19 protein-coding genes are annotated in these 19,640 nt (G+C 64.5%); 5 read left to right on the top strand and 14 right to left on the bottom strand.

The window, feature by feature from the left end:
* Positions 1 to 154: 154 nt before the first annotated feature.
* The 5 genes from I6F36_RS35315 to I6F36_RS35295 form a co-directional block, all read right to left on the bottom strand.
* Complete coding sequence (locus I6F36_RS35315) at positions 155 to 778, bottom strand: flavin reductase family protein (RefSeq protein WP_036024785.1); 624 nt, start codon at positions 776 to 778, stop codon at positions 155 to 157.
* A 176-nt stretch (positions 779 to 954) separates the two neighbouring features.
* A complete protein-coding gene (locus I6F36_RS35310) occupies positions 955 to 1,554 on the bottom strand; it encodes a TetR/AcrR family transcriptional regulator (protein WP_036013870.1) in 600 nt (199 codons plus the stop codon).
* 33 nt (positions 1,555 to 1,587) lie between these two features.
* Complete coding sequence (locus I6F36_RS35305; protein WP_109145020.1) at positions 1,588 to 4,725, bottom strand: efflux RND transporter permease subunit; 3,138 nt, start codon at positions 4,723 to 4,725, stop codon at positions 1,588 to 1,590.
* A 221-nt stretch (positions 4,726 to 4,946) separates the two neighbouring features.
* Positions 4,947 to 6,053 (bottom strand): efflux RND transporter periplasmic adaptor subunit, encoded by a 1,107-nt coding sequence (locus tag I6F36_RS35300; RefSeq protein WP_225148777.1) that lies wholly within the window; start codon positions 6,051 to 6,053, stop codon positions 4,947 to 4,949.
* Between the two features lie 239 nt (positions 6,054 to 6,292).
* Positions 6,293 to 7,624, bottom strand: a complete 1,332-nt coding sequence (locus tag I6F36_RS35295; RefSeq protein WP_225173035.1) for an MFS transporter — start codon at positions 7,622 to 7,624, stop codon at positions 6,293 to 6,295.
* A gap of 79 nt (positions 7,625 to 7,703) precedes the next feature.
* Here I6F36_RS35295 and I6F36_RS35290 point away from each other — a divergent pair, with 79 nt between their 5' ends.
* Positions 7,704 to 8,141 carry a DUF2809 domain-containing protein gene (locus I6F36_RS35290; RefSeq protein WP_225173034.1) on the top strand — a complete coding sequence of 146 codons (438 nt, stop codon included), beginning with the start codon at positions 7,704 to 7,706 and terminating at the stop codon, positions 8,139 to 8,141.
* A gap of 83 nt (positions 8,142 to 8,224) precedes the next feature.
* On the opposite strand, the gene I6F36_RS35285 is transcribed toward I6F36_RS35290, so the two are convergent.
* The 3 genes from I6F36_RS35285 to I6F36_RS35275 all read right to left on the bottom strand — a co-directional run bounded on the left by I6F36_RS35285 (position 8,225) and on the right by I6F36_RS35275 (position 10,100).
* Entirely contained in the window at positions 8,225 to 9,385 is a 1,161-nt protein-coding gene (locus tag I6F36_RS35285) for a winged helix-turn-helix domain-containing protein (RefSeq protein ID WP_225173033.1), read from the bottom strand.
* 111 nt (positions 9,386 to 9,496) lie between these two features.
* On the bottom strand, positions 9,497 to 9,745 hold the full coding sequence (locus I6F36_RS35280; protein WP_036035285.1) for a hypothetical protein: 249 nt from the start codon (positions 9,743 to 9,745) through the stop codon (positions 9,497 to 9,499).
* Positions 9,746 to 9,863: 118 nt separating this feature from the next.
* Positions 9,864 to 10,100, bottom strand: coding sequence for a hypothetical protein (locus tag I6F36_RS35275; protein WP_225128381.1), 237 nt, complete (start codon positions 10,098 to 10,100; stop codon positions 9,864 to 9,866).
* 372 nt (positions 10,101 to 10,472) lie between these two features.
* Here I6F36_RS35275 and I6F36_RS35270 point away from each other — a divergent pair, with 372 nt between their 5' ends.
* Positions 10,473 to 11,114, top strand: a complete 642-nt coding sequence (locus I6F36_RS35270) for an OmpA family protein (RefSeq protein WP_225115083.1) — start codon at positions 10,473 to 10,475, stop codon at positions 11,112 to 11,114.
* A 55-nt stretch (positions 11,115 to 11,169) separates the two neighbouring features.
* Here I6F36_RS35270 and I6F36_RS35265 read toward each other — a convergent pair whose 3' ends face one another.
* Positions 11,170 to 12,459 carry a glycosyltransferase family 39 protein gene (locus tag I6F36_RS35265; RefSeq protein ID WP_225128113.1) on the bottom strand — a complete coding sequence of 430 codons (1,290 nt, stop codon included), beginning with the start codon at positions 12,457 to 12,459 and terminating at the stop codon, positions 11,170 to 11,172.
* A 191-nt stretch (positions 12,460 to 12,650) separates the two neighbouring features.
* On the opposite strand from I6F36_RS35265, the gene I6F36_RS35260 reads away from it, so the two are divergent.
* Positions 12,651 to 13,352: a FecR domain-containing protein gene (locus I6F36_RS35260; protein WP_057026234.1), complete on the top strand. Its 702-nt coding sequence runs from the start codon at positions 12,651 to 12,653 to the stop codon at positions 13,350 to 13,352.
* Positions 13,353 to 13,354: 2 nt separating this feature from the next.
* Entirely contained in the window at positions 13,355 to 14,539 is a 1,185-nt protein-coding gene (locus tag I6F36_RS35255; RefSeq protein ID WP_192893325.1) for a hypothetical protein, read from the top strand.
* Between the two features lie 160 nt (positions 14,540 to 14,699).
* Here the strand turns inward: I6F36_RS35255 and I6F36_RS35250 are convergent, their stop codons facing one another.
* From I6F36_RS35250 to I6F36_RS35240, 3 genes are all read right to left on the bottom strand, one after another.
* Positions 14,700 to 15,188: a VOC family protein gene (locus tag I6F36_RS35250; protein WP_225112442.1), complete on the bottom strand. Its 489-nt coding sequence runs from the start codon at positions 15,186 to 15,188 to the stop codon at positions 14,700 to 14,702.
* A 34-nt stretch (positions 15,189 to 15,222) separates the two neighbouring features.
* Complete coding sequence (locus tag I6F36_RS35245; protein ID WP_225112441.1) at positions 15,223 to 15,651, bottom strand: VOC family protein; 429 nt, start codon at positions 15,649 to 15,651, stop codon at positions 15,223 to 15,225.
* Positions 15,652 to 15,747: 96 nt separating this feature from the next.
* Complete coding sequence (locus I6F36_RS35240) at positions 15,748 to 16,266, bottom strand: cupin domain-containing protein (RefSeq protein WP_036024770.1); 519 nt, start codon at positions 16,264 to 16,266, stop codon at positions 15,748 to 15,750.
* Between the two features lie 128 nt (positions 16,267 to 16,394).
* On the opposite strand from I6F36_RS35240, the gene I6F36_RS35235 reads away from it, so the two are divergent.
* Complete coding sequence (locus I6F36_RS35235) at positions 16,395 to 16,613, top strand: CsbD family protein (RefSeq protein ID WP_036013900.1); 219 nt, start codon at positions 16,395 to 16,397, stop codon at positions 16,611 to 16,613.
* A 208-nt stretch (positions 16,614 to 16,821) separates the two neighbouring features.
* Here the strand turns inward: I6F36_RS35235 and I6F36_RS35230 are convergent, their stop codons facing one another.
* A complete protein-coding gene (locus I6F36_RS35230; protein WP_036024769.1) occupies positions 16,822 to 17,286 on the bottom strand; it encodes an FKBP-type peptidyl-prolyl cis-trans isomerase in 465 nt (154 codons plus the stop codon).
* A gap of 62 nt (positions 17,287 to 17,348) precedes the next feature.
* Positions 17,349 to 19,640 (bottom strand): xanthine dehydrogenase family protein molybdopterin-binding subunit, encoded by a 2,292-nt coding sequence (locus I6F36_RS35225; protein WP_225138968.1) that lies wholly within the window; start codon positions 19,638 to 19,640, stop codon positions 17,349 to 17,351.

Here is a 19,640-nt window from a genome sequence, read left to right as displayed (position 1 = left end):
GTGCAGTTCCGGGAGGGGGTGGGGGCTGAATGTCTCTCCACTGTCATTCCGGGGCACGCGAAGCGTGAGCCCGGAATCCATCGTGCCGCAGCGTTGGTCGATGAATGGATTCCGGGCTCGACGCTGCGCGTCGCCCCGGAATGACGGAAGTGGCCTAGTCCGGCCGGACCATCTCGAACATGTTCTCCGGCTTGATCTCGAAATAATCGCCGCGCCGGCCGGCGCGGACGATGGGGCGGGCGGCGGCGGTCTGGTAGACGCCGTCCTTGATCAAGGCCTTGTCGATGTGGACGGCGACGACTTCGCCGAGCGTCAGCCAGGCGTCGGCCTCCTTGCCATTGGCGCCCTTGAGGCGGACGATGTCGGACACCTTGCACTCGAAGGCGACGGGGCTCTCGCCGACGCGCGGGACATTGACGAGCTTGCCGGGCACGGCGGTGAGGCCCGCGACCTCGAACTCGTCGACCTCGGGGGCGACATGCGCCGCGGTCGCGTTCATGTGCTTGGCGAGATCCATCGTCGTCAGATTCCAGACGAACTCGCCGGTCTGCTGCATGTTCTCGACCGTGTCCTTCCAGTTGGTCGAGGAGAAGCCGATGATCGGCGGCACGTAGCAGAACGCGTTGAAGAAGCTGTAGGGCGCGAGGTTGACGTGGCCCCTGGCGTCGCGCGAGGAGATCCAGCCGATCGGCCGCGGCGCGATGATGGCGTTGAAGGGGTCGTGCTTGAGTCCGTGGCCCTTGGAGGGTTCGTAGAAGTACAGGTCTTTGTCGGTCACGCGCTGCTTCCTTTCGTCATTTCGAGCGCAGCGAAGCAATCCAGAATCCCTCCGCGGAGACGGTCTGGATTGCTTCGCTGCGCTCGCAATGACGGAGTTTTTGGGTCCGTCCCGGTCCGCCTCCGGCGGTCGTGCCGGGGCGATCAGTCTGCTTATAGGAGAAAACGCCCCGCCCGTCAGTGGCGCGGCGACAGACCCGCGATGACGAAATCGATCATCTGGTCGATGGTCGGGCCCGGCTTGGTGGCGCACTGGGCGATCATCTGGGGGTGGAAGAAGCGGATCATCGCGGTGCAGGCGCACAGCGAGGCCAGTTGCAGGTCCGGCGCCTCGAACTCGCCGGAGGCGACGCCTTGCGCGATCATCTGGCCGATGACGCCGGCGATGCACTCCATATGGGCGACGCAGACCTCCCAGTCCTCCTCCATCGCGATCGCGACCATCTCGTGCAGCTTGTTGTCGCCGACATAGCGCTCGGTGTTCATGCGATTAATGGTGATGAGCAGCTCGCGGAAGCGCGGCAGCACCGGACCGGGCCTTGCCACGATCCGCTGCGCCTCCAGCTCGACCTCGCCCATCAGCGAGCGGGCCACCGCCTGATGGATCGCCTTCTTCGATTCGAAGAAGCGATACACGTTGGCGGGGCTCATCCTGAGCTCCTTGGCGATGTCGCCGACGGTCGTCTTCTGGTAGCCGATCTGGCGGAACAGCCGCTCGGCCACCTCGAGGATGCGATCCCGGGTGTCGACTTCGATATGTTCCGAAACAAGGGCCATCAGTCAGGACTCGCTGGTCAACAGTCTTCTCATCTATTCAGCCGCTTCGGCAAGCGGAATTGCGTGCGGGTCATCGCTCCCATGCTGCGGCGCGGCCGGCTGCTCGGGCGTTCCGGCCTCGTCCAGGCTCTTGCGGAACCACAGGGCGTAGAGGCCCGGCAGGTACAGCAGCGTCAGGAAGGTCGCGACGAACAGGCCGCCCATGATGGTGATCGCCATCGGGCCCCAGAAGGCCGAGCGCGTCAGCGGGATCATGGCGAGAATGGCGGCGAGCGCCGTCAGCACCACCGGCCGGGCACGGCGGACGGTCGCCTCGACGATCGCCTCGCGCCGGGTCAGGCCGTGGCTGACGTCGGTCTCGATCTGGTCGACCAGGATGACCGTGTTGCGCATGATCATGCCGGCGAGCGCGATTAGGCCGAGCAGCGCCACGAAGCCGAACGGGGCATTGGCGACGTTGAGGCCAAGCGAGGCACCGACGATGCCGAGCGGCGCGGTCAGGAACACCAGGATCAGGCGTGAGAAGCTCTGCAGCTGGATCATCAGCAGCGTCAGCATCACCATGACCATCACCGGGAAGAGGATGAAGATCGAGGCGTTGCCCTTGGCGGATTCCTCGAACGCGCCGCCCGGCTCGATCCGGTAGGCCGGCTCGAGGTGATCCTTGATCGCCTTCAGCTTCGGCGTGATCTGGTTGGTGACATCAGGGGCCTGCACGCCGTCGACAACGTCGGAGCGCACGGTGATCGCCATGTCGCGGTTGCGCCGCCACATGATCGGCTCCTCATGGGCATATTCAATTCGAGCGATCTGCTGCAGCGGCACGGCGACGCCGTTGCGCGAGGTGATGGTGAGATCGCCGACGCCGCCGAGGTCGAGGCGCTCGGACGGGATCGCGCGGGCGACCACGCCGACCTTCTCGATCCCGTCGCGCACGGTTGTGACCTGCGAGCCCGAGATCAGCATCGCCAGCGCCTGCGAGACGTCCTGCGGGGTCAGGCCCATGGCGCGGGCGCGGTCCTGGTCGACGACGAGCTTGAGGTAGGGCGACTGCTCGTTCCAGTCGAGCTGGACGTCCTTGACGCTCTTGTTCTCCCGCATGACGTCGCGGACCTGGTAGGCGATCTCGCGGACCTTGTTGGCGTCCGGGCCGATCACGCGGAACTGCACGGGGAAGCCGACCGGCGGACCGAAATTGAAGCGGTCGACGCGCACGCGTGCCTCGGTCAGGAACCCCTCGGCGGCCGCGGTCTCGATCTTGGCCTTGATGCGCTCGCGCGCCTCGACCCCTTTGGCAACGATGACGATCTCGGCAAAGGCCTCGTTCGGAAGCTGCGGGTTGAGGCCGAGCCAGAAGCGCGGCGAGCCCTGGCCGACATAGGCGGTATAGGTCTCGATGTCCTTGTCGTCCTTGAGCAGCGTCTCAGCCTTCTTCACCGCCTTCTCGGTGACGTTGAAGGCGGTGCCTTCCGGAAGGCGCAGCTGCAGGAACAGCTCGGGGCGCTCCGAGAGTGGGAAGAACTGCTGCTGGACCTGGCCGAAGCCGACGATCGAGGCGGCGAAGACGCCGACGGTCGCGACCACCACGGTGATGCGGTGGTTGACGCACCATTTCACGATGGCGCGCAGGCCGCGGTACATGCGGGTCTCGTAGACCGCATGCGGATCATGGTTGTGGTGCGCCTTCATCTCGGGCAGCAGCTTGACGCCGATATAGGGCGTGAAGATCACCGCCACGAACCAGGAGGCGACCAGCGCGATTGCCACGATCCAGAATATGCTGCCGGCATATTCGCCGACCGCGGAATTGGCAAAGCCGATGGGGAGGAAGCCAGCGGCCGTGACCAGCGTCCCCGTGAGCATCGGAAACGCAGTAGATTCCCAGGCAAAGGACGCCGCACGCATGCGGTCCCAGCCCTGCTCCATCTTCACCACCATCATCTCGACCGCGATGATGGCGTCGTCGACGAGCAGGCCGAGCGCGATGATCAGCGCGCCGAGCGTGATGCGATGCAGGTCGAGCGACATCGTGTTCATGACGATGAAGACGATGCCGAGCACCAGGGGCACCGACAGCGCGACCACGATGCCGGTGCGCCAGCCGAGCGCCAGGAACGAGACGAACAGCACGATGACGAGCGCTTCCATGAAGGAGTGCACGAACTCGCCGACGGCGTGCTCGACCACCTTGGGCTGGTCGGCGATCAGCTTGACGTCGATGCCCTGCGGCACCGCCTTCATGAAGTCGGCGGTGGCCTTCTCGACCTCCTTGCCGAGATCGAGGATGTTGGCGCCCTTGGCGGTGACGACGCCGATGCCGATGGCGGGCTTGCCTTCCTGGCGCACGACGAAGCTCGGCGGATCGACATAGCCGTGGGTGACGGTGGCGATATCGCCGAGACGGAACACGCGGCCGTTGCTCTCGACCGGCGTTTCGGCGACGGCCTTGGCACCGTCGAGCGCGCCGGTGACGCGCAGCGGCACGCGCTGCGAGGAGGTCTCGACCGTGCCGGCCGGCGTCACGTTGTTCTGCTTGGCGAGCGAATCGAACAGCGCCTGCGGCGTGATGCCGAGCGTGGCGAGCTTGGCGTGGCTGAACTCGACGAAAATGCGCTCATCCTGGTTGCCGTAGACGTCGACCTTGGTCACGCCGGGCACCTTGAGCAGGCGCTGGCGAAAACCTTCGGAGACCTTCTTGAGCTGCGCATAATCGGCGCCGTCGCCGGTCATCATGTAGAGGATGGAATCGACGTCGGAGAACTCGTCGTTGACGACGGGCCCGAGAATGCCGGACGGCAGCTGGCCCTGCACGTCGACCAGCTTCTTGCGCAGGAGATAGAAGAGGTAGGGCACGTCCTTCGGCGGCGTGTTGTCGCGGAAGGTGACCTGGAGCGCGGTGAAGGCGGGCTTGGAATAGGTCTGCACCTTTTCGAAATAGGGCAGCTCCTGGATCTTCTTCTCGATGGGATCGGCAACCTGGGTCTGCATTTCCTGCGCGGTCGCGCCGGGCCAGATCACGGAGACGTTGACCACCTTCACCGTGAAGAACGGATCCTCGGCACGGCCGAGCTTCTCATAGGAGAAGAAGCCGGCGACGCCGAGGATGATCATCAGGAAGAGCACCAGCGTCGGATGGCTGACGGCCCAGGCCGAAAGGTTGAAGCGCTTCATCGCACTCTCCGAAGACGATCCAGTTGCAAACAACGACAGCCGCTCTGTTCAAACAGTCGTCGCGAGGCAGCGAAGCAATCCAGGGGGCTGGGCAGGTTCTGGATCGCTTCGCCGCTTCAGCCTTTGCTTAGGGACAAAGGCCGAAACTCACCTCACACGACGTAACTCACTTCTCTTGTCATTCCGGGATGGTCCGAAGGACCAGACTTTCAAACGACGGATCAGAACGACAAGGACGACACGATCCGCACCCGCTGGCCGGGATCGAGCTTCTGCACGCCGAGGGCGACGATCTTGGCACCCTCCTCCACGCCGCCGGTGATGACGACGTCCTTGCTCTCGTAGGACTTCACCGTGACCGGCTTGAGCGTGACGCCACCGTTGTCGTCGACGACGTAGAAGGAGGGCTTGCCGCCTTCGTTGAAGAGCGCCGACAGCGGCAACCGCGCAACGCGCTCGGTCGCGGTATCCGACAGCGTCAGCGTCGCCGTCATGCCGAGCGCGACCTTGTCGTCGGCCTCGGGCAGCGAGAACTTTGCCAGATAGGTGCGCGTGGCGGGATCGGCTGCCGGCGCGATCTCGCGCAGCTTGGCCGTGTATTTCTTGTTCGGCTCGGACCAGAGAGTGACGCTGGCGACGCCCGACTTGGCGCGTCCGACCAGCGTCTCAGGGATAGCGACGACCGCTTCCTTCTCGGCAAAGCGGGCGACACGGATCGAAGCCTGGCCCGCGGCAACCACCTGGCCGGGCTCGATCAGCGTTGCGGTGACGACGCCGCGGGCGTCGGCGTTGAGCGTCGCGTAGGAAAGGGAATTCTTGGTCAACTCGACCGAGCGCTCGGCCCGGTTCAAGCGCGCGCGGGCTTCATCGGCGGCGGCGCGGCTCTGGTCGAGCTGGGCGTCCGTGGTCCAGCCCTTGGCCTTGAGGTCCTTGGCGCGCTGCTCGGCGGCGGCGGCCTGGGCAAGCACGCCGGTTGCGGCGGTCTGCTCGGCAACGGCCTGCTCGGCCTGGAGCTTCAGGTCGACCTCGTCGAGGGTGGCGAGCGGCTGGCCGACTTCGACTGTCTGGCCCACTTCGACGAGGCGTTTGGCAACCTTGCCGGCGACGCGGAAGCCGAGATCGCTCTCGATCCTGGGACGGATAGTGCCGACGAAGCTGCGCTCCGGGGTCTCGGCAGCGTAATGGGCAGTTGCCACCAGAACCGGCCGCGGCGGCTCGGCCTTTTCGGCGACAGTATCATTGCACCCTGCCAGCGAAACGGCCATCAGGGCGAGCGCGGCTCCTGCGAAAAGCTTGGAATAGCTCGACAAAATCGACCGGACGAACATCGAAGGACACTCCTGCATCTCGACTGAGAGGAATGTCGACTGTTCACTGATAAAAGTCAATAATCGTCAGTCATCAGGAATGCGTGATCGTGAAGGAGTGGTAAGGAGGGATTGGCCTCGCCGCGAGGTGTTATTGTAGGGTGGGCAAAGCGGAGCGTGCCCACCAGAACCGCTCTGCGGCGAAGATGGTGGGTACAGCGCGCGAAGTGCGTGCCTTTTGCCCACCTACAAAAATCCCCTCACCGCTCCTGGTCGGCGAATTCGTGCTTGCTGTCGTGTCCGCCGACGAACACCAGGATGCCCGCGATCAACGGCAGCACGGCGAGCACCAAGAGGCCCGTCGAGGTCTGGCCCGTCGCCTCCTTGACCCAGCCGATCAGGTACGGCCCGCCGAAGCCGGCGAGGTTGCCGATCGAGTTGATCAGCGCGATGGCGCCGGCGGCGGCCGTGCCGGAGAGCCAAGCGGTCGGCAGGGTCCAGAACACGCCGAAGCAGCAGAACACGCCGATCGCGGCCACCGTCAGCGCCACCATCGTCAGCGTGGGATCGGTGAGATAGGAGGAGATGCCGAGCGCGACTGCGGTGAGCAGCAGCGGCGCGCCGACATGCATGACGCGCTCGCGGCTCGCATCCGAATGCCGCGCCCACAGGATCATAGCGATGGTGCCGAACAGATACGGGACCGCCGTGACGAATCCAGTCTGGGCGTTGGTGAGACCGAACGCCTTGACGATCTGCGGCAGCCAGAACTGCATGCCGTAGAGCGCGCCGACGAAGCCGAAATAGACCAGGCTGAGCGCGATCACCTTCGGTGAAGACAGCGCCTCGCCGAGCGAGAAATGCTTCACCGCTTGCTTGGCCGCGATCTCCGCATCCAGCTTCGCCTTCAGCCAGGCCTTCTGCTCGGCCGAGAGCCAGTCCGCCTTCTCCGGCTTGTCGGTGAGATAGAACCAGGTGACGATGCCGAGCAGCACCGATGGGATGCCCTCGATGATGAACAGCCACTGCCAGCCTTTCAGGCCCATCATGCCGTCGAGCCCGAGCAACAGGCCCGAGATCGGCGCGCCGATCACGGTCGAGACCGGCACCGCGATGGCGAAGGCCGCAAGAAAGCGGGCGCGATATTCGGCCGGATACCAATAGGTGAGATAGAGGATGATCCCGGGGAAGAAGCCGGCCTCGGCGACGCCGAGCAGGAAGCGCAGGACGTAGAAGCTGGTGACCCCGCTGACCACCGCCATCAGCGCCGAGATGATGCCCCAGGTCACCATGATGCGGGCGATCCAGCGGCTCGCGCCGAATTTCTCCAGGGCGAGGTTGCTCGGCACTTCGAAGATGAAATAGCCGATGAAGAAGATGCCGGCGCCCCAGGAGTAGATCAGCGGGGTGAACTTCAGGTCCGCATTCATGGTGAGCGCGGCGAAGCCAAGATTGACGCGGTCGAGATAGGAGAAGAAGTAGGCCAGCACCAGGAACGGAATCAGGCGCCAGGAGATGGCGCGGATGGTCGAGGTTTCGATGTCCGACTTGGTGGCACCGGTGGAACCGGCATAGGTCGTGGTCTGGCTCATGGCTTCCCCCGGGGTTGTTGCTTTTTTCGGGTCTGCGGCCGTTTTCAGCATCGCGAGCAAAGAGTCAATGGAGCAAGCAATGCACGAGACGCAGCCGGGCACGCCTGTTGCGCCTCTACAGACCTCACTGATCCGCGCTGCTTTCGCGCTCGCAGTGATTGCCTGTGGGCTGTCCCTTCGCTGGTACGGCTTCCCGCTCGGCCTGCCTGCGTTCATCGTGAAGTACGGCGGCTCGCTGCTGTGGGCGACGATGGTGTTTCTGCTGGCAGGAGTCGTGCTGCCGCGGCTGACACGGAGCCAGCTCGCAGCCATCGCGATAGTGATCGCGGCAGTCGTCGAGTTCTCCCGCCTGATGCATACTCCCTGGCTCGATGCGTTCCGCCTCACCACCGCCGGCGCGTTGCTGCTCGGCCGCATCTTCTCGCTTTGGAATTTGCTGGCCTATGCGGTTGGGATTGCGTTTGGCATGTGGATCGATCGCGTTGCCATGCGCGGTGGGTGGGCAAAGGCGCCGTAGCGCCGTGCCTACGTCTCGTCATCGAATAGGCAAAACGTGGGCACGCTTCGCTTTGCCCACCCTACAAGACTGCCGTCGGAGCCTCACTCCGCGAGCTGAAACCGTTCGAAACGGTCGAGCTCCTCCTCGATCACGCGCTTCAGCTCCTTGCGGCCCGCCGTCTTCCTGCCCTGCCCGACCCAGGTCCATTTCTGCATCAACAGCTTCTTGTTCTGCCGATCGGTCTTGAGATCGAGCGCGGCGACGATCTCGTCTCCGACCAGCACGGGCAGCGCGAAATAGCCGAGCTTGCGCTTGGCTTTCGGCACATAAGCTTCGAACAAGTGGTTGTAGCCGAAGATGAGGTTGGTGCGCTTGCGCTGGATGATCAGGGGATCGAACGGCGAGAGGATGTGGACGAGATCGGGCGACACCTCATGCGGCTCAAGCGCTGCGGGCGAAGCCCAGTGCTCCTGCTTACCGGCGCCCTCGATCGCGACGGGCACGAGCTCGCCGCGGCGGACGCGCGAGGCGATCAGGCGCGCGACCGGCTTCTTGCTGGGCGCATCGAGATGGCAGACCGAATCGAGGCTGACCACGCCCTGCGAGCGCAACGCGCGGTCGAGCAGATAGGCCGTGATCTCGCTTGCCGGCGCCGGCTTCGGCAGCCTGTCCCAGCCGAAATGACGCGTCGTCAGCTCGTAGGTCTTGAGCATGCCTTGGCGCGCGCTGATGGTGACCGCCCCGGTATAGAAGGCGAGCTGCAGCGCCCGCTTCGAGGGCTTGCGGCTCTGCCACAGATGCTCCTTCTCGACGAGCACGTCGTCGTCGATGTCACGGATCGTCAGCGGCCCGCCGCGCAGCAGCCGCATCACCTTGCGCGTGTCGGCCGGCTTCACCGCGGCGAACCATTTGTGCCCCTCGCGGCGGTGCTCGCGCATCGCCGGCAGGAAGAAGCGGAAGTCGTTCGCCGGCACGTAGGAGAGCGCGTGCGTCCAGTACTCGAACACGGTCTTGTCGATGCTCTGGGCCTGGCGCAGATCGGCGCGGCGGTAGGTCGGGATCCGGCTGAACAGGATGTGGTGATGGCAACGCTCGATGACGTTGATGGTGTCGATCTGCACATAGCCGAGATGGGCGACGGCGGCCGAGACGGCCTCTGCGCCTTCGCCAAACGGAGCGCGGTCGGTCAGCCGCTGGGCATGCAGCCAGATCTGCCGGGCCTGTGTCGTCGAGAGCGGAAGCGGTTTGGACGTGCGGGACATTGCAGCGTGCAATGTAACGGGATTCGCCGCGAGGAAAGAAGCGGGACACGAAAAGGCCGCGCTGCCATCTGCTGCCAGCGCGGCCATGACGTGTGGGGATCAGGCGGAAGCCTACTTCTTCATCGCCATCGCCTTCTCGGCACTCATATAGTGCTTGCACGCTCCACGCATGTTGCCCTTGCTCATGTCGGAATTGGCCGCGGCCATCGACTTCCTCGCCGCGATCTTGGCGGGCGTGTCTTCGCCGCCCATGCCGGCAACGAGCTTTGCCATGTTTGCACTGGTGCACGCCATCTTGGCGGCGGATGCGGGGGACAGAGCAAGTGCGGCGAATGCCGTCGCGAGCAACAGGGTCTTCATCAAGTTCTCTCCTCGAGTAGGCAGCCGGCCTGATGCCGGCCAACGCACCGCCATTCTTCAGCCACAAGTTTGCAGGGAAAAGACAATTTCGTTGCTGCGCTGCAGTGATACCCGCTTTTCAGCGTGCGGCTTTTGGGCGCTCCCCGACGCTGCCGGTGGCGACCTCCGGGTCGCAGATGGCCTTGCCACGTCCTTCTGCCTGGCAGCGATAGACACTGCCGGTGAGGCGATCGACCAGCCAGACGTTCTCGTCTGTCGGCCCTTCGAGCCCGACATAGCGGTTGGTCAGCCCGGTGATCAGGGTCGACAGCAGGATGGCCACCGCGATCATCGCCGCACCGATATAGATGGGCATTGCGTTCAGGGTCACTGTCCGATCCGGCGGGCCGCTGCGATGGAATTGATAGTCGCGCTGATAGTCACTTGGCCTCGGCACAGGACGGAACTCGGCTCCCCTCGCGTCAAATTATCGAATGATTGAAGTGTGTTAGGCGGACATCTGGACGAATTCTTGTTCGCGGGCGGGCGGTGAGGCGACGCCTTTGCGACGTTCGGGTTTCCCGGAACCCAGTACGGCCGGCTCTAAGCAAACTGTGAATGATCGAACCGGACCACAGTGCCCTCGGCTCGCCGCTTCCAATGTGACCAAGATCACATCAGAGCCGTTGAACCTGCCCTACGCTCGCAGCATCAAATCGCCATCAGGCGTAACAGCGAGGATACCACCATGACCCATTTCAATAAGTCTTTTGGACTGACGGCGATCACCCTGACAGCCGTCCTGTCGATGACGGCCGGCCTTGCGCTGGCTGGCGACAACAACATCTCCGCCGGCCAGATCGTCGATGCGCTGAAGCCGAAGCCGGCGACCCGCGGCCTGTCCGTTGGCCCCCAGACCGACACGACCGTGCAGGCCAAGGAGGCGACCTTCCTGAACACCGTGCGCAACCGCTCGACCCGGTCGCTCTCGACAGGCGAGCGCGAGCAGATCGCCGAGCTCGCTGCCACCAAGCCGAAGATCGATCTGGAGATCCAGTTCGACTACAACTCGGCCGACATCGCCAAGACCTCGATGGCCTCGGTGCAGGCGCTCGGCAAGGCGCTGTCCGATCCGGCGCTGAAGGGCTCGACCTTCGTGGTCGCCGGCCACACCGACGCGACCGGTGGCGAAGCATACAATCAAGGTCTCTCCGAACGGCGCGCCGACACCATCAAGAAGTACCTGATGCAGAATTACGGCCTCAACGGCAACGATCTCGTCACCGTCGGCTACGGCGAGACCAAGCTGAAGGATGCCGCCAACGGCGCTGACGCCATGAACCGCCGGGTCCAGGTCGTGAACATGGACACCAAGACCGCAGCGAAATGATTCTCGGCTCCTGGAGTAAAACACGCCGCCTGCCGCAGCCCGGCGGGCGGCGAACTCATATCCAGCTTTGGAACAGCATCAGCCGGTTGAAGCCCCCCATCGAGGTGCCGACGAAGGCCGCGGAAATCGGCAGCATCACCGCAAAGCCGGCCGCCGCGACGCCGACATAAGCCCACAACAGCCAGCGCGGCAGACCCTCGCGGCGCAGCACATAGACCAGTGCCAGGGACGCCGCGGTCGCGGCCGGCAGATAGTAATAGATGAAGCCCAGCGTGCGCGGCAGCAACGCCCAGGCGAGCCAGGGACCGAAATAGAATGTGGCGATCAGGAATGCATCCCAGCGCCGCGCCACGATGAAATCGCGCAGCACCATGGCGAGTGCAGGCAGAGCCGGCCACAGCACGAGCGGATTGCCGAGGAAGACGATCGCGGCGATGTGGTCCTCCGCGGTCTTGTCGAACAGGAACCAGACCGGGCGCGCGAGCAGCGGCCAGGACGGCCATGCGCTCATATAGGTGTGGCCGGCGATGGCCGTCGTGGTGTTGTCGGCAAAGATCCGCCGCTGCGCCTCGATCAAGTCCGGCAGCGATAACCCGTAGAGCGGAACGAAGGCGGCAAGATAAGCCAATGCCGGCAGGACGGCGAAGCAGAGCGCGACATGATGCAGCTTCAGGCCGGGCCAAAGCTCCGGCCGATACCAGTCGTCCGGCTTCGCGTCGGCGAACAGCGTATGCCAGCCCTGCATCAGGCGGATCACCGCAACAATGACGATGCAGACGCCGAGCGGGAACAGGCCGCTCCATTTACACGCGGCCGCAAGGCCGAACAGGCTGCCCGCCACCGCGAACAGCGCTTGCGGCCGCTCTCTGCGAAACCCATGCATGAAGGCGGCGGTGGCGAGCAGGCCGAAGCCGAGCGCAAAGACATCGAGCATCGCGATGCGCGCCTGGACGTACAGCATCTGGTTGAAGGCTGCGATCAGCGCGGCGGCGATCGCCGGCCCCTGCGCGGCGAACAACGCGAGTCCGCACAGATAGATCGCGACGATCGCGAGCGCGCCGAACAAGGTCGCGGGATAACGCCATCCAAGCGCGTTGTCGCCGAACGTTGCGATCGATGCCGCGATCATCTCCTTGGCCAGCGGCGGATGCATCGGATTGAGCATCGGCTGCGACATCGCGGGCGTCAGCATCTGGCGCGCCGCCGGCACGTAATGCACCTCATCGAACACGAATTTTTCCGGCGTGACGACGCCGATCAACAGCGCCAGATGCGCGACCAGGAAGATCGCGACAGCAATCACTGCACTCCGCGACACCTCAGGAACCGCAGGCAATTCGCGCATCTTTTCTGGGGCTGTCTTGCGTGGCAAATTGGCTTCACCGCGGAGAAAAATAAACTGCTTCCCGTCATTGAACGCATTCTGCCGCAACTGTCACTAAGCATGACGCAGGTCCTGCGCCGCTTGTGATAATTCCGCCACATCAGAAGCGCGCGCGATCCGGTACGATCAGGGACACATCGATCGGTTGCGAAATGAATTTGCGTTTTTGCCTTTTCTCCACACTGCTCACGGCCGCAATCTGTGCGGCATCCGGCGCCGAAGCGCAGACGCGCGTCGGCCAGGCTGTCGTCATTCAGAACGAAGTGGTGCGCGTCGCCGCGACCACGACGCCGATCAATGTCGGCGACAGCATGCTGCGCGACGAGACCGTGCGAACCGGCGCCGACAGCGCGGCGCGTTTCGTGATGGCCGACAGCACCAATCTATCACTGGGGCCGAGCGCCACGCTGAAGCTCGACCGCACCGTCTTCAACGACGAGCACAGCTATCGTGACGTCGCGATCCGCATGACCACCGGCGCCTTCCGCTTCGTCACCGGACGCTCCGACAAGGCCGCCTACAAGATCACGACACCGCTCGCCACCATCGGCGTGCGCGGCACCACGCTCGACATTCTCTCGCAGCGCGGGCGCTCCGTCGTTGTGCTTCAGGACGGCGCGGCCAGCGTGTGCACGAAGAGCGCCCAGTGCGTGCAACTCACCCAGCCCGGCGACACCGCCATCATCACCTCGACTGGCGGCAAGGTGAGCATCACCAAGAGCAACACGCCGCCCTGGACCTTCGCCGCCAATTGCGCCGCGAGCGCCGGGTTGTGCGCAGTCAACCAGTATGCCGGCGCCTCGCCGACCATCACGCCTGCCGTCGAGGACGACGCCATGCTGTGCGGGCGCTGACGATGGCGAAATTCACCGTTCGGCGCCTCATCCTTGCCGCTGCGCTGGCCGCATCTGCGGCGTTTGCGCTCGTCACGTTCGATGCCCGCCCGGCGGCTGCACAGGCCTCGGAGTGCGGGTCCGAGTGCGGTGAACCAGAGCCCACTCCGTCCCCAACCTATTCGCCGTCGCCATATCCGTCCCCGACCTATTCCCCGTCGCCGAATCCCTCGCCCACGCCGACCCCCTCCCCATCGCCCAGCCCCTATCCGTCGCCTTCACCGAGCCCGGCTCCGTCGCCGTCGGGACCGACGGGCGCGGATTCCAGCGGCAATTCGATCGGCGGCCTTGCCAATCAGCGCTTCAATCAGATGATCACCAACCGGGTGCTCGGCACCGTGCTGCTCGGCGTCAACGAGCAGATCAATTGCGGCGACTGCATCAGCGCGTTCGGCTCGGCCGGCTCGTTCTCGGCCGGCATCCATGGTCGCAAGGCGCTGACCAACAATCTCTCGCTGCTCGCCGGCATCGCCTATACGCACTACGAAGGGCGCGGCTACGAGATCACGAGCGCACCGATCGGCGCTTTCGCGCTGCGCTACGACTTCACCGACTGGGGCTCGTCGCGCCCGTTCTTCGACGTCGGCGCGATCCTGACGCCATGGGAGAAGGCGCGCTACACGCGCAGCTACGACACCAGCCTCGGGCCGGTGACCGTGACGAGCTCGACCAACGCGTCCAACTACGCCGTTTACGGCCGCGCCGGCTGGATGAGCCGCCTCTCGCCGCGCGACGAGGTCGCGGCCTCGATCGAGGTCTGGCAGCTCTGGCAACGCGTCTCCGGCTATCGCGACAGCGCGGTGGCGTTCAATCCGTTCGACGCCAGCATCGCTGATGGCACCGACCGCACCAGCCTCGTCAAGATCGGCGGCCAGTGGACGCATCTGTTCGGCAGCAGCATCGAGACCAACATCAATGGCGGCTGGGTGCAGTCCTTCGCCAGCCACAGCGGCATCGTCGCCACAGTGACCGGCCAGGGCACGGTGGTGCCGACCATGGGTAACCAGGGCTGGTTCGAATATGGCGGCCGCCTCGGTTTCCGCGTGCAGAAGGGCTGGATCGTGGACCTCTTCGCCAACGGCACGCTGGGCCCGCAGCCGGTCGGCAACACGATCCATGGCGGCGTGGGGCTGCGGATTAATTATTAGCCGGCGAGAATCCCGCCTCACATTCCGCTGTCATGCCCCGGCTTGACCGGGGCATCCAGTACGCCGCGGCCCATCGGTTTAATCACTGCCGTCTCGGAGTACTGGATCGCCCGGTCAAGCCGGGCGATGACAGTGAGTATGTGGCGAGAGCGACCTGCCCTCACGCCGCCGACTTGCCCTCGAACGCGCGCCGCAACACCTCGACATCCAGCTTGACCATCTTCATCATCGCGTGCATCGCGCGCGCGGCTGCGGCCTTGTCCGGGCTCGACAGGAACTCGAACATCACCTTTGGCACGATCTGCCAGGCCACGCCCCAGCGATCTCTCAGCCAGCCGCACTGCTCCGCCTTGCCGCCATGGGCGAGGAACGCGTTCCAGACACTGTCGACCTCTGCCTGGTCGTCGCAATGAATCATCAGCGAAATGGCGTGGGTGTATTCCATCTTCATGCCGCCATTGAGCGCGACCAGCTTCTGTCCGGCCACGGTGAACTCGACGACGAGCACGGAGCCTTCCTTGCCGGAGGGGCCGTCCGAAACGTTGCGCTGAACGTGTGTGATCGCCGAATTCGGGACCAGCGAGACGTAGAATTTTGCAGCGTCCTCGGCATCGCCGTTGAACCACATGCAGGGCACGAGCTTGGACATGGTGAATGCTCCTCTTGAGGTCTGCTGTTTCGGCTCAGGCGTTCGCCAGGTCGGGCTGCAGAGGGGCGGCTGAAAGGTCCATCCAGTTCACGCCCCACATGTGGCCGTCCGGATCCTCGAAGCTGCGGCCGTACATGAAGCCGTATTCGTCCTTCGGGCTGGGATCGGCAACGCCTCCTGCAGCCTCCGCCCTGCCAACGATGTCATCGACCTCGCTGCGGCTGTCCGCGGACAGGCAGAACAACGCTTGGTTCGAGGTCCTGGCGTCCGCGATCGGCTTCGGCGTGAACTGGCGGAATTTGTCGTGGGTCAGCAGCATGGCGAAGATGGTCTCGGAAAAGACCATGCAGCTCGCGGTCTCGTCGCTGAATTGCGGGTTCTTGACCGCGCCGACCGCCTCATAGAAGGCAGTCGCGCGCTTGAGGTCGGTCACCGGCAGGTTGACGAAGATCATCTTGGGCATCGGAAGCTCCTTGGCGGGGTTCTGGCCAAGGACGGATGGCCAGGCCGCCATCCGACATCACTTCCGACAAATTTTTCGGACCCCGACTGCGGGGCCTTACTTCTTCTCGTTGGGATCCCGGTGCACCGGGTCGATCCACAGCACGGTCTCGGGCTTCTCGACCGGTTCGATGTCGAGGTTGATGGCCACCGCCTCGCCGTCGCTGCGCACCAGCACGCATTCCAGCACCTCGTCGGGGCTGGCGTTGATCTCCTGGTGCGGCACGTAGGGCGGGACGAAAATGAAGTCGCCGGGGCCGGCTTCCGCGGTGAATTGCAGGCTCTCGCCCCAGCGCATGCGCGCCTTGCCCTTCACGACATAGATGACGCTTTCGAGATGGCCGTGGTGATGCGCGCCGGTCTTGGCATCCGGCTTGATGCTGACGGTGCCCGCCCACAATTTCTGGGCGCCGACGCGGGCGAAATTGATCGCGGCCGCACGGTCCATGCCCGCTGTCGACGGCACGTTGGTATCGAGCTGATTGCCGGGAATGACCCGCACGCCGTCATGTTTCCAGCGGTCATCATGATGATGACCATGGTCATGGTGGGAATGCGAATGGTCAGGGCCGGTCATGGGACTTGCTTTCTGTTGGTTCCGTGCGCGGCAAACTAACCCAAAGCCGCAGCCGCAAGCCATGCCAAAATCGGAACCCTCATAGCCGCCCAGCGTTGTCATTCCAAGCAAATCGAAAGGAGATTTCCATGGGCAGCACGACCGACAAGATCAAGGGCACCGCCAACGAGGCGATCGGCAAGGCCAAGCAGGGCGTCGGTGAAGCCACCGGATCCGATCGCATGAAAGGCGAGGGCGTGGTGCAGGAAGTGAAGGGCAAGGGCCAGCAGGCCATGGGCGATGCCAAGGACGCCGCGAAGGATGCGATGGATCGCGCCGCCGCTGCGGCTCGCCGCGCGGCGGAGTGACGCGCGTAAGATTGAAAGTGAAAAGACCGGCCCTAAGGCCGGTCTTTTTACTTGTATCGATTTCATCCGTCATGGCCGGGCTTGACCCGGCCATCCACGTCTAGACCGCACGGCACGAAGATCGTGGATGCCTGAGCCTTCGCCTCGCCGAAGCGGCTTCGGCCGCGCAGGCGGGACGAGCCCGGGCATGACGATGTAGAGACGTCAGTCACTTCACCGCGAGCAATTCCACGTCGAACATCAGCGTCGCATTCGGCGGTATCACGCCGCCGGCACCGCGGGCGCCGTAGCCGAGCTGCGGCGGGATGATCAGCGTGCGCTTGCCGCCGACCTTCATCGAGGCAACGCCCTCGTCCCAGCCGGCGATGACGCGGCCCTTGCCGATCGGAAACTCGAACGGCTCCTTGCGATCGACGGAGCTGTCGAATTTCTTGCCCTTCTGGCCGTTCTCATAGAGCCAGCCGGTGTAGTGCATCACGCAGATCTGGCCGGGCTGCGGCGAGGCGCCGGTGCCGACGGTGGAGTCGATGATCTGCAAGCCTGAAGCTGTGGTCATGGTCTTTCCTGCGGTCTGGGCCGAGGCCGTTGTGGAAACGAAATGCGACACGTTGGCGATCACGGTGATCGCGAGTGCCGACATCAGGGCGAGGAGCGCGCGCTGGAAACGCTGCATAAAACACCTTCCGTTTGAGGCGGGAGGTGTCTAACCCAAGGCGGTCGCCGTTTCCACCCCCTTTAGAGCTCGATATCTTCGAGCCGAACCGGCAGCCTGCGGATACGCTGTCCCGTGGCATGGTAGACCGCATTGCAGATCGCAGCATTGGTGCCGACATTGCCAAGCTCGCCGAGGCCCTTCACGCCGACGGGGTTGATGCGATCATCCTCCTCGGAGAGCAGAATGACCTCGACACCGGGCACATCGGCATTCACGGGCACGAGGTAATCGGCAAGATTGTCGTTGACGTAGCGCGCATTGCGCTCATCGATCTCGGTGGCCTCGAGCAGCGCCGAGGACATGCCCCAGATCAGGCCACCCATGAGCTGGCTGCGCGCGGTGCGCGGATTCATGATCCTGCCTGCCGCGAAGGCGCCGACCAGGCGGGGGCAGCGGATCTCGTGCGTGAAGCGATTGATGCGGACCTCGACAAACTCGGCGCCGAACGCATAGGCGATCTGGTCCTTCATTTGATGGCCGCCGACCAGCCGGACCTGCCCGCTGTGCATGGCCCTGAAGGAATCCAGCGGCGCGCCCTCCGGCTTCCACTCGCCATATTCTTCGACCACGCCGACGCCGAGCGCATCGAACGCCTTCTCGATATCGAGCGAGCGATCGCCCTTGGCGGCCTGGGTCGAGGGTGCCGGGCTGATGCCGACGGTCTCCTTGGCCTTGTCGGCAAGGCTGTCGCTGGGCATCAGCGCCTTGAATAGGCGCTGTCGGATCTGGTCGCACACCATCATCACGGCCGAGCAGGTGCTGGCAGTGGAATTGGAGCCGCCGGCAACCGGCGCGGGCGGCAGGTCGCTATCGCCCATGAAGACCGCCACCTTCTCAAGGGGCACGCCGAGCCGCTCGGCAGCCGTCTGGGCGATGACGGTGTAGGCGCCGGTCCCGATCTCATGGCCGGCGATCTCGACGCGCGTGCGGCCGTCGCGCTGCAGGCGCACGCGCGCGGCGGACGGTCCCGCCAGCGTCGGATAGCACGTGGCGGCGCAGCCGTAGCCGATCAACCAGTCGCCATCCGACATCGATTTCGGCTGTGGCGAGCGCTGCGACCAGCCGAACGCCTTGGCGGCTTCGTCGAAGCACGCCATGAGCGATCGCGACGTGTAGGGCTTGCCATCAATCGGATCCCTGGTGGCGTCGTTGATACGGCGAAGCTCCACCGGATCCATGTTCAGCTTCACGGCGAGCTCGTCCAGCGCGCTCTCCAGCGCGAACAGATACGGCACCTCCGGGGGCGAGCGCATGAAGCCCGGCGTGTTGCGATCGGCACGCACGATCGAGACCAGGCTGTCCACGTTCGGACAGGCATAGAGCCGCGTGGTGGTCTTGGTGCCGCCGACGCAATAGGCGTCGGGGCGCGAGGAGACTTCGGCCCCCTCATGCCTCAAGGCGACCAGCCTGCCGTCGCGGCTCGCACCAAGCTTGATCTCGTGACGGGTCTCGGCTCGATGAGTGGTAATGGTGAAGCCCTGGTCGCGGGTCGGGACCAGCTTGATCGGACGGTTCAGGCGCCTGGCCATGGCGGCGATGATGGCGGTGCGCGGTGTCATCGAACCTCGCGAGCCGAATCCGCCGCCGACATAGGGATTGACCACGCGCACCTTGTCGGCGTCGATGCCGAGCTGCTCGGCCACGCCGTGCTTCAGGCCATGGACATACTGGCTGCCCTCGTAGATGACGAGATTGTCGCCCATCCAGGTGCAGCTGGTCGTGAACAGCTCCAGCGGATTGTGATGCTGCGTCGGCGTCTCGTAGGAGGCGGTCAGCTTGACCTCGGCCGCGTCGAACGCCTTGGCGAAATCCCCGACCTTCGGGTCTTCCTTGAACTGCGAGTTTTGTCCTTTCGCGGCGGCTGTCGTCGTCCCCGGCGAATCGAAAGTCGCGCTGGGCGTAGCAGCGCTATAGCTGACCTTGACGCGGTTGGCCGCTTCGCGCGCGGCCTCGTAACTCTCCGCCACCACCACGGCGATGATCTGGCCGTCATGGGCGATCTCGGCCGATTTCAACGGCTGGATCGTCGTGCCGGCATAGCCGCCATTGCTGTACAGTTTCGACTCCTTCAGCTTCGGGGCGTTCTCGTGCGTGACGATGTCGATCACGCCGCGGACGCGCTTGGCATCGTCGAGGTCGAAGCGGTCGATCCGGCCCTTGGCGATGGCGCTGGTGACCAGGAATGCGTAGGCCGGATTGTCCAGCGGCATGTCCGAGGCATAGGTCGCCCGCCCCGTCACCTTTGCGGCCGCATCATAGCGCGGCACGGGCTGCCCCATATTCGTCCTTGGCCCGGGAGCTGCAGCGGTCAT

Source organism: Bradyrhizobium sp. BRP19 (genome assembly GCF_020194195.1).
GTDB lineage: Bacteria > Pseudomonadota > Alphaproteobacteria > Rhizobiales > Xanthobacteraceae > Bradyrhizobium > Bradyrhizobium yuanmingense.
The sequence above is the reverse complement of the archived record's forward strand: the minus strand, read 5'-3'. Positions and strand labels throughout refer to the sequence as shown.

What these genes read in the sequence shown, in the direction of transcription:
- I6F36_RS35310 (WP_036013870.1), bottom strand. Translation starts at nt 1,554, where the DNA reads ATGGCCCTTGTTTCGGAACATATCGAAGTCGACACCCGGGATCGCATC.
- I6F36_RS35305 (WP_109145020.1), bottom strand. Translation starts at nt 4,725, where the DNA reads ATGAAGCGCTTCAACCTTTCGGCCTGGGCCGTCAGCCATCCGACGCTG.
- I6F36_RS35300 (WP_225148777.1), bottom strand. Translation starts at nt 6,053, where the DNA reads ATGTTCGTCCGGTCGATTTTGTCGAGCTATTCCAAGCTTTTCGCAGGA.
- I6F36_RS35295 (WP_225173035.1), bottom strand. Translation starts at nt 7,624, where the DNA reads ATGAGCCAGACCACGACCTATGCCGGTTCCACCGGTGCCACCAAGTCG.
- I6F36_RS35290 (WP_225173034.1), top strand. Translation starts at nt 7,704, where the DNA reads ATGCACGAGACGCAGCCGGGCACGCCTGTTGCGCCTCTACAGACCTCA.
- I6F36_RS35285 (WP_225173033.1), bottom strand. Translation starts at nt 9,385, where the DNA reads ATGTCCCGCACGTCCAAACCGCTTCCGCTCTCGACGACACAGGCCCGG.
- I6F36_RS35280 (WP_036035285.1), bottom strand. Translation starts at nt 9,745, where the DNA reads ATGAAGACCCTGTTGCTCGCGACGGCATTCGCCGCACTTGCTCTGTCC.
- I6F36_RS35275 (WP_225128381.1), bottom strand. Translation starts at nt 10,100, where the DNA reads ATGCCCATCTATATCGGTGCGGCGATGATCGCGGTGGCCATCCTGCTG.
- I6F36_RS35270 (WP_225115083.1), top strand. Translation starts at nt 10,473, where the DNA reads ATGACCCATTTCAATAAGTCTTTTGGACTGACGGCGATCACCCTGACA.
- I6F36_RS35265 (WP_225128113.1), bottom strand. Translation starts at nt 12,459, where the DNA reads ATGCGCGAATTGCCTGCGGTTCCTGAGGTGTCGCGGAGTGCAGTGATT.
- I6F36_RS35260 (WP_057026234.1), top strand. Translation starts at nt 12,651, where the DNA reads ATGAATTTGCGTTTTTGCCTTTTCTCCACACTGCTCACGGCCGCAATC.
- I6F36_RS35255 (WP_192893325.1), top strand. Translation starts at nt 13,355, where the DNA reads ATGGCGAAATTCACCGTTCGGCGCCTCATCCTTGCCGCTGCGCTGGCC.
- I6F36_RS35250 (WP_225112442.1), bottom strand. Translation starts at nt 15,188, where the DNA reads ATGTCCAAGCTCGTGCCCTGCATGTGGTTCAACGGCGATGCCGAGGAC.
- I6F36_RS35245 (WP_225112441.1), bottom strand. Translation starts at nt 15,651, where the DNA reads ATGCCCAAGATGATCTTCGTCAACCTGCCGGTGACCGACCTCAAGCGC.
- I6F36_RS35240 (WP_036024770.1), bottom strand. Translation starts at nt 16,266, where the DNA reads ATGACCGGCCCTGACCATTCGCATTCCCACCATGACCATGGTCATCAT.
- I6F36_RS35235 (WP_036013900.1), top strand. Translation starts at nt 16,395, where the DNA reads ATGGGCAGCACGACCGACAAGATCAAGGGCACCGCCAACGAGGCGATC.
- I6F36_RS35230 (WP_036024769.1), bottom strand. Translation starts at nt 17,286, where the DNA reads ATGCAGCGTTTCCAGCGCGCGCTCCTCGCCCTGATGTCGGCACTCGCG.
- I6F36_RS35225 (WP_225138968.1), bottom strand. Translation starts at nt 19,640, where the DNA reads ATGACCGCTGCAGCTCCCGGGCCAAGGACGAATATGGGGCAGCCCGTG.